We start from the raw sequence: 15556 nt of genomic DNA on the forward strand, positions 1-15556 counted from the left end.
GAAGAGGGTATGGGTTTGTTAGTCTCGCGCCGAACCGCGCTATTCACCGCGAGCCGGGCATTAGCGGCGATGGCAATTCCAATCTTGGGCGTTAGGGATGCCCCTCACGCTGAGGCGTCTCCATTCCCTGACACCGATCGTCCCGCGGAGATGCCTGGGCGGCCAACGTATTACGTATCAGCATCCGGAAATGACAGCGCGGACGGGCTTAGTCCTGAGTCGGCTTGGGCGACAATTGAGAAAGTGAACTCGTCGCTACCTACAGACGGATCTGTCGTACGATTCCGGCAGGGGGATACTTTCTTCGGCGAGCTGTCACCGCCGTTCGGTTGTGAGGTCGGATCGTACGGAGAAGGCGCCAAGCCGATTCTGACGATGTTCAAGGTATTGAACCGCTCGGACGGTTGGACCGAGCACGCTCAAGGAATCTGGAAGATCGACCTTGGATCGCCCGCTACGCATGACGGCTACAACACAACCCCTGATGCGAATATTGGTTACCTTGTCGTAAATGGCGCCGTGATGCCGACATCCAAGCCTTCGCTTGCTGAGCTGAGCAGCCCCTGGGACTTCAGCTGCGATCTCAACGAGAACATTCTGTTCGTGGCAGCATCAACTAACCCCACCCTCTTGGCCGGCGATATCAAGGCCGCACCGAATGGCCGGACGGGGCGAGGTATCTTGTGCTCCGCTGGCTCAAACGACATTCACGATGTGCATGTCACGGGTACTGGCGGTTGCGGCATTGGAGGTGCCGCCGCAGATGTCCATATTTTCAACTGCTTGATTGACTACATTGGTGGATCCAGACTGCGCGATGGCACGAATAATCGCTACGGAAATGGAATCGACTGCTGGGTCAATGTAAAAAGATGGCTTATCGAGGCCAATGAAATCGCTCAAGTATATGACGTGGCGTGGAGCCCGCAAGGCCGTGCGGGTACCGACGGCAGTTGGGAAGATATCACCTTTCGCAATAATCATATCCATGATTGCAACCAGTCGTTCGAATTCTGGTCGAGGGGTAGTGCCTCCGCCGGTGGATTCAAACGAATTATCGTCGAAGGAAACGTGTGCGAGAGAGCGGGTTATTCAGTGTTTTCCGATGTTCGGCCGAACCAGGAAACACGAGTCCACCTGCTCACCTATCGTTGGGATACTCCAGCCGACATCACTATTCAGAACAATATCTTTGATGGCGCCTACGGTGCGTACAGTTACCATCACTACGAGCCTGTTGGTTACACGACACGCAACAACACAATCCGTTTGAGGGCTGATCAAAAGATGCAGTATCAGCGGCCCGAAACCGCAGAGCAAGCTGCAGCCTGGCAAGTGGCGACGGGTCGCGAGGTTGGCTCGGTCGTCGTAATCGAATGACAAGCATTTGCGCGGGTCCAACACTCACTCGGTGCTGCGGCTAGTCCAGCGAATATCTAGCTTACCGCCTTACCGTCGTTGTCATTCACAACACCATCGGGTAAGCGCAGCACCTGGATGCAGTCGGAAAGACCCAAGTCGAGACGCCCTAGGCTCAATGTCCTGGAGACCAGGCCTAATGCCGCAAATGACAAGTCCAACAACCGACTTCGCGAGCGTAGGCCGACCTGTACAGGGCCTTCGTACACCTCTTCGTAGACCAACTGGAAGCCGTGCTTGGCAGCCCATTTCCGGAGCCTTCCCGGTGCGATGCTCGCTCGGAAGACGGTGGGAAACTGGTCCCACTCGTCCGCACTTCGTCGGTCGCCAACAACGAAGCGGTAGAACAGGGCATGCACCGTGTAGGGCGTGAATTTGGTCACCAATCCCTTCAATGACCAGAGATTTGGGAACGCCAGAACCAAGGCGCCGCCAGGGTTCAACGCCGCGGTCATGCGTTCCAGCGCCTTGATCGGCTCCGGCAGATGCTCAATTACGTCCCAACAAAGTATTAGGTCGAACCCAGGCGCAGGTGGTGTGAAACTCTGCAGGTCACCCAGGATCTTCTCATCCAGCGCCGTATTGCGGTCGAGTTGTCGTTGCTCAATGTCAATGCCGACGAGCGTGCGTCCAGTCGGTAATTGAATTCGGCTCAGCGAACCGCATCCGGCCTCGAGAACACGCGGTCGGTCTTCGCCGGCCAATAGTTGATCTACGGCTTTTTGCACGCGCTGCTGTGGGTCGCCGTGACGGCCTCGCAATTGCATAGGGAGTGTCAAAGCAGTCGCCATCCTCTCATAGGTAACACGGGGTAATCACAACCCGAGTGTGATGTTCGATAATTCGCTGCCCGATGAACGGGTATCCAGTCAAGATCGAGGTAATCTTGCATATCTCTTCTGTAAGGTCGGTGTCCATGATTGGTGGAGCATTCGAAACTGGAAGGAGCGCTCCTCGGCTTCGCTGAGGCGCGTTTCCAACCAGTCTCCGTGAACTTCCTTTACATATCGGATCTCATCGCCCTTCGGTATTCTGTCGGCAAAGAACGCCGGATGTGAATCGCGAATGGACTGCATGAGCTCTGGATATGTATGTCGGCCAGAGTTCGCCCAAAAGCCGGTGTCTGTGGGCGCTCGTCCATCGAACCCCCACAGACGCACATCCTGGCTCAATGTGCACGCCAACGGAAGTAACAGCGCGTTCAGCACGTTCCCAACCGCAGGAAGCACAAAATGCTTTGTGAGATCCACCGTAATATCAGTATGTTCACCCCACGGAATCGGTACCAACAACGATTCGACAGCCTCAAACTCGGAACGCACGACGACGTCGAAGGTGGCCGGATATACGAACAGTGTGCGCCCGTCTGATTCCTTGAGGCGACGTAACGCGTCAGCCCGGAATGCGCGTGCGTGTGGAGTGTGGCCGAAATGGTATATGGCATCGCCGGCGGTGAGAAACGCCGGCGCCAGATGGTGCCACAACTCTGGATCTCGAACGATCGTGTTACACACAACGACTGTGCCATCGTCAAACGAGTGTTCGACGGCAGATCCCAGCGAGGGCCCGGTGCCGAAGACATAGACGGGCCGCGGGCCGTCAGCTTTCAGACCTTGAACGTGACTGACGAACGTTTTGCGAGCGGTCGCGGCCTCTCTGCGGGGGACGCCCCCACTGATTGCGGCGGCAAGGTCCATCAGCGCCCATCCGTCAGTAGGATTGGTCTCGTAGTCAAGATCGGCAATCCACCGTACGTATCGACGTGCTACAGCTGGGATTGCGTTGGCGTCCGCGGCAGCGACAGCGGTACTGCGGAGGTAAGCGAACGGTGAAGCCGTTCTCACACTCCGTATGTCGAGATGGTCATCTAGGTGCGTGAGTAGGAACTGTAGGCGAGCCTCGACCTCGCGAGCTTTCGATGGCGCTGCGTCTCCGGTTACGAGTAAGACGTCGGCCCGGCGGATTGGTCTTCTGAGTACATCCACCGTCGAATTCAAGCTTCTTCTCAGGGCCCACAGCGCCCGTCGGTGCAACGGAAACGAGTAGCTAATCATCGGCTGGATGCGAAGTCCGCCGTGGCGAAACCTCGGCTTTTCGTCGTCGCGTCGATAGGGGCGACGGCCAGCCTTCTATCGAGGCCGCGATCCTCCTTGAGACGTTTTTCATTGTCAGCTTCTGCAAGCACCGATCGATAATCCAAGCCGCACACGGGGTTTGCGGTTGACCAGTCGCTCTGGCGACGTCCGCACCTCCCGACAAGGTCGACATGCTCAGCACTGCGCGAGTCGACGTCTGCTACTTCGTGATCATTGCCGATGATGAGACCACTCCTGGACCCGGTGATAGATGTGCTTGGCTGTTTCGCTGCGGCTGATTAGCCCTCGAGGCCCGCGCGGAGCTCGAGTGATTACAAGAACATCGTGCGTTGCAAACTCCGACGTTTTGACGAGCAGAAGATGTCGATCCTGGAAACTTTTGCGAAGAATGCCACGATAGAATTCGGCATGACCCGCAAAAGAAAAAAACACTTTGTTGAAGCCGATCGCGAAAGGCACCAGCCCTCCACTTCCACTCAAATACCTCAGCGTGCCAGTTGCCACTCCTGGCCAGTATTGATTGAAGACGTCGTCGGCCACGACGATGCCGCCTGGCGCAGTGGTTGACTCCGCCAGCATCATATCGGAGAAGACGATTTGATCCGTATGTCCGCCATCGACGCTGAACAAACGAATCTGCGCGCGCGCGAGCTTGCTGAGCTCATCGGACAGCAGGTGGGTGGAGTCGCCCTGATGGATTACGACATTATCCAAAGACGACCAACGCCGGACATTCTTCTGAAACGTGGCGAGATCACCCTTCCCCGAATGATCGATGTTGCGGAGCTGATCGTCAAACAGGTCGATAGCAACGGAGTATTCTTCGCTGCGCTGCAGAAGGCTCAAGCCAATAAAGAGTCTACCGTGATGGACGCCAACCTCGGCGACAGCTCCCGATACGTTCTGCGAACGTTGGGCTGAGTTGAGGACTCTCAGGATAGACAGCACCTCAGGCTCGAGCCAGCCGGCGACGAACCTGTGGCCGAGCCATTTGTAGATCTCGAATCCCTTGTTCACTCAGAAACCCGCCCCCGAACCACGACCGATCGCCCCCATGTTTTAGCGAGCATATCCCGAAGCGGCGTAGTGAGAGCCTTTGCCTAGCGGGTCGACGGCGAGACGATCGAGCATCGGGCGATGCTGGGCAAATGTGCGACCGTGCGCGACGCCGTGAAGGATCGGACAAATGCCGCACATACGTCATTCAGCAAACACTCGGTACATTACGGACACTGCCGCCATGATGCCGTGCGACGGCCAGGGCGTCTCGCGAGCCTGCCTCGACTCGGCGGCCGCCCCAACCGGAGCGGCCGCCGGCTTCATCTTCGAGGAATGATCGCTAAATGACCCGCTCGGCCGGCGCATCGGGGCCTGCCGTCAGCGGTGAGCTGGCATAACGGAGCTCGCGACCGCGCGGGGCGCCGACCTGCTGCACTCGACCTCGGAGAGCTCCGGTCTGCTCCAAGCGCCGTCGACCCGTCTCACCCTGAGGCCGAGAAGCTGCGCGACGAGAACCGCGCAGATTGGCAGAAATGCAGCAATTCAATGTTTCCAGCAAGGCTCCGACAGTTCTGGAAAACATCTAACACGATGTCCGGCAAAATCTGACTTGCGAAATTATCGCTGAATGGCCAGCGGTTGGATCGGAAGGTGGTTATACTCCGGAGGACGTGCTGGTGGTTAACTAGGTTGGCCGTGGGGGCCAGTAACAGCACTGGGGAGTGCCGGGGGGGCCAATGAAATTCATTTTGCGTGCGACGACCGTACTTACGGGAGTGGCAATGTCAGTTTCCGCTATTAGTGGCACTGTCGCGTGGGCGGATCCGCTCGTTGGCAAGACTTATTCTGACGCGGCGTCGACTATTGGGGGCTGGAAGGGTACGGCGGTCATCGCGACGATGAGCGGTAGTCAAGTGGAAACAGACGACTGCGTTGTACTTAGTTGGCAGAAGTCAATTTTCCGCGACGCTAGTGGCGTTGGGCGAAGTGGAGAGTACCTGCTAAATCTCGATTGTAACCAACCTCTTGCCTCCCCCGGCCACCCAGGTGCGTCCGCCATGAGCACGCAGGGGCGCGAGGCAAAAAAGGATGAGGCAACCGCGAAGTACATTGCATCGGATTCATCAGTTTGCGATAAAGATGAAAACACCGTGAAGTGGTGCACCGATCTGTGCAATAAGACTGGATTATGTGAATACGGAGCGTAACGTTCGGAAGGCTTTCCTTTTCTGTCTGGCGCCGCGAACACAACCATTGGATTCGCCGTCAAGATGGCGCTAAGCATTTTCGGGATATCGGTTCGCTTCTAACGGACGCGGCTCGGAATCCCCGTGGCCGGAACAGGCCTGGCCGATATCACGCGCCGTCCCCGCCTACGTCGGGGGGCCGCGACGACCCGCTTCAGCCGCGATGAGTGATCCGTGGCTGGAACGCCGGCCAGACGCGGTCTTCAAGTCTCGCCAGAATCGACGGGCGGGCTCAGGTCAGCCGACCACTGTGTCACGGATCCACAACCTTGGCCGAATTCTCGGGTGCGCTTCCTCGGCGCCGTCTGCGATCTGTGAGCACGGTGCGGTATAACTCATCGAAACGGCGCGAGACGGCGTCGACATTGAACTCGCGTTCGACTCGATTGCGCGCATGCGATCCGAATCGACCGCGCGCTTCGGCATCGTTTATGACCTTCGCCAAGGCGCAGGAAAACTCGCTCACGCTGCCCGGGGCTACCAACACACCTTCAGACTCATCTAGCATTTCCGGAATGCCCCCGGCAGTGGTGGATACTACGCAGATGCCTCTTGCCATTGCTTCGAGTATGACCATCGGCTGCCCTTCGTTTAACGATGGGAGGGCCAGTACGTGCGTTCGTGCTAATAACTGCTGAACTTCCGTCGCAGACAGCCAGCCGGCAATGTGAACGGTGTCCCCAATCCCAAGAGAACGAATTTGATTATTGGCACGGTCGATTTCTCCCCATCCACCTATCGTTAGCTTTGCCGGTTTCACGTCTCTCGCGGCGATCATCCCTGCCCATGCGTCGAGCAATACGGACGTGCCCTTTCTTTCGCAGAGCTCTCCTAGAAATACTACTTGTACTTCTTTGGCACTTATTTGATCAACTTTTACGTTGGCTCGGATCGCATTGGGTACGACCTCTATATGTGCTTTCGGTGCCACGTCCTGGAGGCGCTGAGCCCAAACATTTCCGAGGGCAATAACGACATCGGTGCGCTCCAGGGTTGCCCGGATCAGCCACTGAAGAGGTCTAGACTGATTTGCGAAATATTCATGAAACTCGCCGCCATGCATGTGTAGGAGAACCGGAATCCTAAATATGGCCGACACCCAGGTCAACAGTCCTTTCCGGACGAAGCTTCCGCGCTCCGAGGTATGTAAGTGGATAATGTCAGGCCGCTTGATGAGGAGCTGAACGATAAATCGCGCAGACCCAACTATGAAAATGCCGAGACGCTTTAACTTCGTACCATCGCAGTGTGTAGCGACATGCCGAATGTCCCATTCTGTCCATAAAGCCGTGTCACGCATATTACGCACAAAAGTCGCGATTCCACCGTAGGTAGTAAGGCTCGACGATACCCAAAGTGCGCGTCTCTTTTTATCGATCGAATATTTCCTTCGAATTCGGCTGCCAGCTAGTAGGGGTTGCACCTGTGCGGCTCCTGAATCGTCCTATTCATTAATGTTGTCACCCCGAGCACGCTTCGTGACATCATCGAAGATCTCAAGAAGTCTTCGCGCGGCAATTGCGGAATCGTAATGGCTCCGATAATGCTCAAGCGCCATTTTCGATTGAATATCCAGTTGTGCAGTATCGGCGAGGGCGTCAATAGCGACTGCCAATCCTTCGATGTCATCGATGCCCGTGATGCTCATACCGGGGGGTTGATACTCCGGCAGGGCTCCGGCGCTTGATACGAGGGTCGGAACGCCAAGCTGCAAAGACAGAACCTGTACCCCGCTCTGTGAGGCGGCACGGCTGTGAATTATCGATCCTTTGGAGGCAGCGAGTTCAGCTATTACTTCACGGTAGAGGTAGGAACCCCGATGCCAGCGAGCGTGGGGCGGTAAAGGCTGGGTAATTTCCCCATCTCCGAAGAGCACTAATTCATCGCCACGCCAACAGGACCTTTGCGTATGGGCTTCCCAGGCGGCGAAGACGACCCCATGATTTTTATAAGGGCGTTGCCTGCCGATCAGTAGAAAGTTCCTGCGCTTCTCGGCAGCGACAAACTCTGGAACGAGGCTCGCCTCGAGATCGCTTGTTAGCGGCGCCAGGTATACCGGGTGACCAGCCGTGCTCGTCGGAGCGATGCGATTTGCTACGTAATTGCTAAACACTACGGTGGCGTACGCCTTCGCGTCCCAGCGTTCGAAGAACAGACGGTTCCACCACGGCGCCCTGTGCGTCGGATCGTGCGGTGTCGCATCATGTAAGAGCCGTACCCGCGGAGCGAGTTGTCCGAAGGCGCGCCACCGCGGATCCCGCAGGAATTCTGTAACAACGACATCGGGCTGAAACCGTCTGGCGTCATCGAATGCCGCCAAGAACGGCAGCCATCCAGCAGTCGGAACCGGACGACCTAACAACTCCACTTCATACTCACGCGGCGAATCCGATTCTGGATGAAGGGCCGCCGTGACGAGCATAACCTCAGCACCTAGCGCCCTAAGTTGCTCGGCATGTACGCGAGCCAAAGGGCGAAGCCAGGGACAGAGCCACAATATGCGCATCAGGTTCTGTTCCTTGAGCATGCTGGTGGCGGATTCCGCAGCGCGCGACCAGCGGCAGCCGCCGCCGTCGGAGTGACGCGGAACCGCAGTTCAGGGTCAGATAACATTTGCCCAGCGGCTTCGGTTTCGACGTGGCGCGTCCGCCCGCGAGGCAACAGCGACAAATCGATTGCTGTCGACAGTGCAGACGACTCCAAGCCGCGATACTTCAAACTTCCCCCGAATGCGGATAACGTACAGCTTATTGCATACTATACACATTTGCTTCGATATACATCACATCGCGGTATCTGTCGGCCAGCTAGCCGGCGACGAAATCGCTAACCTGATCCTACTTACCCGCTATCAAGAAAACGTTACCGTGAAAGAGTAGGGCTCTGAGAATAATTTGGGGTGGCCTAGTGTTGCCGAATAGTCGTTCCAGCGCACTCAGGTAGTTATACAGCAAGCGAGAACGGATAACAGCCGGAATCCTCTTCCGGACTACTGTGGGCGGAATGTAGACCGCAGATATGTTTTCGAATCCAGCCCCTCGGGCTGCCGTTCCAAGCTCGCGATGTGTATATTCCTTCAAATGCATAAATTGAGGTCGATCGAGGCAAAACACTCGCGACAAATCGGCAGGTCCAAAAAAAGCGTGAGGTGTCTCCAGGATATACTTGCCACCGGGCTTTAGCAGGGTGTATGCACCTTCGAAATGACGAGCAACATCCTCGGGGTGAAAATGCTCGATTACTTGTGTTGAAAGCACGAAGTCGTAGCTAGATTCCGGCTCGTACGCATCGAGGTGGATACCGTCCGTACTGTGCCACGCAACGCCTCCATCATCGCGAATACCTCGATGGCCGGTGATTTCGGTAGCGACGCAGGGACGCCCATGCTCTGTCAGGTAGTGGGCTAGCAAGCCGACACCGGATCCTATTTCTATAACTTGTGAACCTGGCGGGATTAATTTGAGAAAGTGCCCGAGCTGGACATCGATACTGTGCCGATCGACTGGAGAAGCCTCGGCTAACCATGGCAATTCTCGATATAATTGGTCATAGCTGCTTGCCCAGATTTCGCAACGAGTCTCCGGCTTTGAGTTAGAAAGTAACTGCTTCAGCTTATGCTCAAGTGTTGTATGCTGTTCGACCATGTCTCGAGTCACGGTGACGCCCGTGGGAATCGAATAATTCCTTCGATATCGCTGAACCACTTCATCAGTAATCGGCGGAAATGGCCAATCATCGGTCGAACCGGTCATGGCGTGACCACATCTAAGTAGGTCCCAGAGGATTGCCGTTGCAAGGTTCGACATTGCGTTGAGCGGGCAATTGGCTTCCCAAATGCGATACTCGTGCAGATATATGAATGATGAGCGAGAACGCCAGAGAGCGGTGCTGAGTTGTTGTCCGCGGATGTCTTGTTAATAATATCTCCCCCTCAGACTAGCCGACGGTGTACGGAACTCGAACGGGTGTTCCGGCTTGCGACAGTACGCTCAAGAGTAGCGCGAGGCTCCGCCGCCGCGCCGGTTGAATAGGTTTGCGGGCAATCAGCGCTCCCATCGGGTTAGAAGATGTAGCACGGTGGTGTGACATGACATGACGTACGAAATCACAGCCGAATTCCGGGCACTTCCGGTGACAAGCCGCCGCCGACATCAGCGTCCCCTGTCCAGTAGATCTAACAAATAACTGCCGTAACCGGACTTCACTAAGCCCTCGGCACGAGTTCGCAGCTCCTCATCGGTGAGATATCCCTGCCGCCAACCGATTTCCTCGGGCACGCCGATCTTCAGGCCGGTACGCCGCTCGATCGTGCGTACATAGTCGGCGCCGTCGGCCATTTGATCGAACGTCCCGGTGTCCAGCCATGCAGTTCCGCGCGGGAGTACCTCCACGTGCAATTTGCCCTGCTCCAGGTACGTGCGGTTGACATCGGTGATCTCGTATTCGCCGCGCACGCTGGGAGTCAGATCCCGCGCTATTGCGACCACGTCGTTGTCGTAGAAGTACAAACCTGGTACCGCATAATTGCTCTTTGGCTTCTCCGGCTTCTCTTCCAGCGATACCGCCAATCCGCTTCCGTCGAACTCGATCACGCCGTATGCGCCGGGTTCGGCCACCCAGTAGGCAAAGATCGCACCACCGTCAATAGTGGTGAAGCGACTAAGTTGGGTTCCCAGTCCAGGCCCGTACAGCAGGTTGTCACCAAGGACGAGTGCGACTTTCTCTCCGCCTATGAACTTGGCTCCTATAGTGAACGCCTGCGCGAGCCCGTCGGGACACGGTTGTTGCGCGTACGTAATTGACACGCCGAACCGCGACCCGTTACCCATCAGCCGCTCGAAACTACAAGCGTCATGCGGCGTCGTGATTAGCAAAATGTCCCGAATACCAGCCAACATCAGTGTGGACAATGGGTAGTACACCATCGGCTTGTCGTACACCGGGATCAGCTGTTTGGAAATCCCGAGCGTGATCGGATGCAGACGTGTCCCAGCGCCCCCCGCCAAAATAATCCCCCTCACAGGGCCATCGTGGCACAGACCTCGGAGACTTGCTGTGACGATTGAGCCAACAGGATAATCACGGGGCGTGACGATTGCTGATAAACTTCCCTTTCTGCTCGAACAGGTTTGCCCACAGCCGACCGCACCTCAAGTTCCTTGCCTAAGACATGAGGGATGATGTGGGGTCTGTCAACTACATAGGTGCACCGGGGTGCGGCCAGCCCCGATAACACACTGGAAATGTGTGCGGTTCGAGTGCGCTTCCTCCTCCAACGGGGTGAGTCACCTGAATTCACCGTCAAGACAAGGAGTTTGCCCTGCACATATTGTTCGTTTGCACTGGGAACATCTGCCGATCACCCACGGCGGAGCGACTGGCCGCCGCGCACGGCGCCCGGCTCCAGATCCCAGCCTTCAGCGTGTCCAGCGCGGGGACCCGTGCAGTTATTGCGCATCCGATTCACCAGGATGCGGGCGATGTGCTGGAAAGGCTAGGCGGTGACATATCCAACTTCGCCGCCCGGCAACTCACCCCTAGGATTGCTTCAGACGCCGATCTTGTTCTCACTATGACGAGGGCGCATCTCGACTCGGTCCTCGAACTCGCCCCGCGACAGCTGCATCGGACCTTCACGCTGACCGAAGCCTCTCGGCTCGCAGCAGAGTGCAAACCACGCAACGTCGCAGAGTTGGCGTCCCTCCGCCCACAGTTAGTCGCGCACGAGATACCCGAGATTCCAGACCCGAACGGCCAAGGCGCAGAGTTCTTTTCGATGGTTGGATCGCGGATTGACGCTCTCTTGCCGCCTATACTCGAACTTTGCCTGCGCTCTTCGGCAACTGTGGCCGATTAGGCCGGCTCCCAGAACATTTATCGCCAAAGGCGATGGCGGGAACGCGCTCGGAAGTGAAGCGACGCGGGGCCAATGCGCGTGGAGCGGGAAGAGCGGCGAGCCATGCAAGTTCGCCAAAAGCCGAGGCTGCAGTTACAACCCTCAGTGTTAAGAATAGTGGGCCAGCAGTGGTCCCCGACTATCGATAGTGCTTGCACCGGCAAGCGTCTCCGACTCCGCGGGGGCAACCCCGGCGGAGGCCGCCTTGCCGAGCGCCAAGTCGCGACTGGTTCCCTCAGCGGCCACAACTCGTGCATCCACAGAAGCAAGATTTACCATGGTGCGCTATTTTACCTACCGTTTGCGAGCGAAGTCCTCGATTCACTTGAGAAGTCTGCAGCTGGTGGGATAAAGTGCCTGCTAGGGGAATTAATTATCTGGGGGGATATATGACGGCGGTTAATGAGCGTTTGGATGCTCCAGCAAATATTGCTCCGATTCCAAGCAAACTACCCGTATGGCAGCGGGGGTACGCCCGGCGCCTGGTTGTGCTCGATTTTGCCGGCGTAATCCTGTCGGTCAGTCTCGCGCAGTGGCTGCGCTTCGGCGTGCTACCGGGAACAGTGGGTTCTTACAAGTATCTGTACACCGCGGTGTCAGCCGCTATCGCGGTCAGCTGGATGCTGGCGCTCTCCATCAATAGGTCGCGGTCCCCGCGCATTATTGGATCGGGAGCTGAGGAATACCGGCGTGTCTGGATGGCGACGCTCGTAGTATTCGGCGGGGTCGCGATTGTTTCCATGTTGTTCAAGCTCGAGATCGCCCGTGGCTATCTGATGATCGCGCTGCCCACCGGGCTGGTTATCCTGCTCCTGCTCAGACGAGCGGCGCGCCGCACCGTAAGCAGAGCCCGCCAAAAGCACGGGAAGTGCATCACACGAGTGCTCGTCGTGGGTAGCGCTTCTGCAGTGCGCGACCTCACTAAATCCCTTGCGCGCGAGCCGTCGTCCGAATACGAGGTGGTCGGGGCCTGCATTCCTGGGCCGATCGTGCGGACCAAGATCGATGTGCCCGGCGTGGGGTCCATTCCGACGTTCGGTGACGAGTCGAACGTCGTCGGCGCGGTGACGGCCACTAACAGCCATGCTGTGGCCGTCACGGCCACTGAGCGACTGGACGGACGGGGAATTCGCGACTTGTCGTGGGAGCTGGAAAAACTGGATATCGATCTGCTCGTCTCACCGGGTGTCATAGACGTCGCAGGCCCACGACTGATGATGCGGCCCGTCTGTGGCCTGCCGCTGATTCACGTTGAGAAACCGCAGTACAACGGTGCCAAGAAGTTCCAGAAGCGTCTATTTGACGTGGTTTTCTCGGGCCTGGCTCTACTCTTCGGACTTCCCGTGCTGATCTGCGTCGCCGTTGCCGTCAAGTTGACGAGCAAGGGCCCGGTTTTCTACCGCTCGGAGCGCATCGGTTTGGATGGGGAGCCATTCGAAATGATCAAGTTCCGCACGATGGTCGATGGTGCGGACGCGATGGTCGAAAAGCTCATCGAGCAGAACGAAAGCAAGGGCGGAGTGCTGTTCAAGATCCGCAACGACCCCAGGGTCACGCCGATCGGCACCTTCCTGCGCAAGTACAGCATCGATGAGCTGCCACAATTCATCAACGTGCTTATGCGGGACATGAGTGTGGTCGGACCCCGGCCGCCGCTGGCAGGTGAGGTCAAGACCTACGACGACCACGCGAAGCGCCGACTCCTGGTGCGTCCCGGCATCACCGGTCTGTGGCAGGTCAGCGGGCGGTCCGACTTGTCCTGGGACGACTCCGTTCGGCTCGATCTCTTCTATGTTGAGAACTGGTCGATGATCGCCGACTTACAGATCGCCGTGAAAACCGTCCGGGCGATGATCGCCCACTCCGGCGCATACTGATCGAGCGAAATCACCGCTGACCGGATAATGTGCCGCTGCGGTGTCCGATTGCGCGTCCTTCAATGTCTGGCGTCTGCGCAACGCAGTCGACCCCATCGAAAACCGCATCCGAATCGACTTCGTCAAGGAATCGCTTTTCCTAACGCCTCGGTGCGGCTTAAGAGTTTAACGTTCTCTCATATCACTACGCTGTGCCTGGAACAGAAATGGCGCTACTGCTCTTTCGCTGCGCATTCGGGCACCGACACAACTGGAACGGGATTGTCCACGAGCGGTTGGATCGGAACCCTGGCGGCACCTGGAGATGTCGGCTCTGTGAGCTCGAAACGCAATACGATTGTGCGCCCAGGCTCCATTACCACCTGCGAATTGAAGACCGGGTGACCGCGCTCCTCGCCTGACGCAACGGTGAGAAGGTCACCGTCGATAGTGGCGTTTGTTATTTGTGCGTTCTTGGTGGCGATAAGAGAAACCCACGCCGCGTTGGTACCGAGCGGCGCGTTGAATGGGAGCTCCGACAGCTTGGCCATGTAGTCCGGCAACCCGGTAGGTGGCGCATTGTTCGTCAATCGCACAGTGACGGTGGACTTCCTCGTCTCGCCATCGCAGGCACCAGCCGAATACTCAATTTGCCTAGTCAGGTAGTAATCGAGCTTGTTTCCACCGATGTTGTTGACCACCACCGCCGCGTACGGCGCCGGATCGTCCGGAACCACATGTGCTAACGGTGTCTCCTCAACGACTTTCTGTTCGGCCGGTGTCGAACTCCACAACGCGATGCGCCCTTCACTGACACCTTTGCCAAGGGCGTCCAGTAACGTCCGCGGCGCCTTGACCTCTCCCGTCACCTTCTTCACGACCTCGCTGGCCATGTCCTGGAGCCACTGCTTGCGCGCGTCATTGTCATTGGCAAAACGGATATAGGCCGTCGACTCCGTCAGCTCGACCACGTTGTCCGCTGTGACGGTCTCGCCGTCCCGCATGGTCACAGGCCCGATCGCGCCAAGGATGTAACTCAACGCAACCGGGTCGATCGCAATGGCTCCGTCCACCGTTGTTCCCGACTGCTGCCGCCACATCGATCGCCAGATCTCGGCTGCGTACGGAAAGTGGGAACTCATATTGCTGTTCCGGAAGTCGGTCGAAGGATTGGTGAATCCCCACTGTTCGTCGAAATCCTGGTCGAAATCGATCGGGGTGAACTGCTTATCCAGCGCGGAGTTCCGTCCCAGCGTCTCCACCTCGGCGTCACCGTTGTCGAACCGGAGAATGCCGAATGCGCCCATCAGCCCACCCGTGCCACGGGCCTCGGCGTTGGTCTGGAATCCCATGAAATAGGCTCGCGGGCCGTCTGCGCCCATCATCGACGGCGCGATGCGCGCCGCCAGCGCGGTATTTTCGATCACCCCGGCAAGGTCCGAGGTCTGCGCCTGAAGCTGCTGACGAGCGTCACGCAGGGTGGAGAGATAGTGGGGGTCGGAGATCGACTCTGCCTGAAAAACGAGTTTGGTGGCCGCCGAGGATATTTCACTCAGCTTGGGTTCTGTTTCGCGCAGCAATTCAACGTCCACGCGGCCGTCCTTGAGCAAGCGATCCGGCGACATCACCTGCCCGATTTGCACGCTGGGTTGCAGGACATCGGCCACCGCAACCAGCACAACATCTGCTATCTGTTGACCGGTTTTCAGCGGGCCGCCCAGCCACGGTACGGCTGAGGCAATGTTCCAAGGCACAGAGTCGGTGTGGGCCTGCGCCGCCTCGGCGTTTGACTGTGCCTTGTCCGCCCAGTCAGCCGCTTCCTCATCGTCCCCTTCGAGGAGGGCATCCTTTGACTTCTGGATGTTCTGACGCGCCTCTTCCAGATTCGACTTCGCTTGAACCGCCTCATAGCCGAGCCAGGCCGCGAAAGCGACGACAAGCAAGAGGAACCCCGCGATGATGGCGAGACGGGAGCGAGGCGGAGTCATCCGCCTCCCATCGTTTTGAGAAGAATCCTTGCCGACGTTGGACGCTTCAGGCCGC

At 57.5% G+C, this 15556-nt stretch carries 11 protein-coding genes; 3 read left to right on the forward strand and 8 right to left on the reverse strand.

Annotated elements, in window-relative coordinates; genetic code table 11:
* Positions 1-243: 243 nt before the first annotated feature.
* Positions 244-1380: a hypothetical protein gene (locus D6M19_RS12530; RefSeq protein WP_164478454.1), complete on the forward strand. Its 1137-nt coding sequence runs from the start codon at positions 244-246 to the stop codon at positions 1378-1380.
* 56 nt (positions 1381-1436) lie between these two features.
* Here D6M19_RS12530 and D6M19_RS12535 read toward each other — a convergent pair whose 3' ends face one another.
* From D6M19_RS12535 to rfbA, 7 genes are all read right to left on the reverse strand, one after another.
* The gene (locus D6M19_RS12535; RefSeq protein ID WP_123025559.1) at positions 1437-2210 is read right to left on the reverse strand and encodes a class I SAM-dependent methyltransferase; all 774 of its coding nucleotides are present in this window, start codon (positions 2208-2210) and stop codon (positions 1437-1439) included.
* Between the two features lie 78 nt (positions 2211-2288).
* On the reverse strand, positions 2289-3116 hold the full coding sequence (locus D6M19_RS34225) for a hypothetical protein (protein WP_164478462.1): 828 nt from the start codon (positions 3114-3116) through the stop codon (positions 2289-2291).
* 609 nt (positions 3117-3725) lie between these two features.
* The gene (locus tag D6M19_RS12540) at positions 3726-4532 is read right to left on the reverse strand and encodes a class I SAM-dependent methyltransferase (protein WP_123025560.1); all 807 of its coding nucleotides are present in this window, start codon (positions 4530-4532) and stop codon (positions 3726-3728) included.
* 1482 nt (positions 4533-6014) lie between these two features.
* Positions 6015-7061, reverse strand: a complete 1047-nt coding sequence (locus D6M19_RS12545; protein ID WP_123025561.1) for a glycosyltransferase family 4 protein — start codon at positions 7059-7061, stop codon at positions 6015-6017.
* 144 nt (positions 7062-7205) lie between these two features.
* A complete protein-coding gene (locus tag D6M19_RS12550; RefSeq protein WP_234834832.1) occupies positions 7206-8183 on the reverse strand; it encodes a glycosyltransferase family protein in 978 nt (325 codons plus the stop codon).
* Between the two features lie 415 nt (positions 8184-8598).
* Entirely contained in the window at positions 8599-9513 is a 915-nt protein-coding gene (locus D6M19_RS12555; RefSeq protein WP_164478463.1) for a class I SAM-dependent methyltransferase, read from the reverse strand.
* A 399-nt stretch (positions 9514-9912) separates the two neighbouring features.
* Entirely contained in the window at positions 9913-10782 is an 870-nt protein-coding gene (gene rfbA, locus D6M19_RS12560; RefSeq protein WP_123025563.1) for a glucose-1-phosphate thymidylyltransferase RfbA, read from the reverse strand.
* Positions 10783-11090: 308 nt separating this feature from the next.
* Between rfbA and D6M19_RS12565 the strand changes: the two genes are divergently transcribed.
* Together D6M19_RS12565 and D6M19_RS12570 are read left to right on the forward strand one after the other, a co-directional pair.
* Positions 11091-11618 carry an arsenate reductase/protein-tyrosine-phosphatase family protein gene (locus D6M19_RS12565; RefSeq protein ID WP_327389789.1) on the forward strand — a complete coding sequence of 176 codons (528 nt, stop codon included), beginning with the start codon at positions 11091-11093 and terminating at the stop codon, positions 11616-11618.
* A 428-nt stretch (positions 11619-12046) separates the two neighbouring features.
* Entirely contained in the window at positions 12047-13534 is a 1488-nt protein-coding gene (locus D6M19_RS12570; protein ID WP_123025565.1) for a sugar transferase, read from the forward strand.
* A 212-nt stretch (positions 13535-13746) separates the two neighbouring features.
* On the opposite strand, the gene D6M19_RS12575 is transcribed toward D6M19_RS12570, so the two are convergent.
* Entirely contained in the window at positions 13747-15501 is a 1755-nt protein-coding gene (locus tag D6M19_RS12575; protein ID WP_123025566.1) for a DUF4012 domain-containing protein, read from the reverse strand.
* Between the last annotated feature and the right edge of the window lie 55 nt (positions 15502-15556).

This window comes from Mycolicibacterium stellerae (genome assembly GCF_003719305.1).
In the GTDB taxonomy this organism is placed as follows: Bacteria; Actinomycetota; Actinomycetes; order Mycobacteriales; family Mycobacteriaceae; genus Mycobacterium; species Mycobacterium stellerae.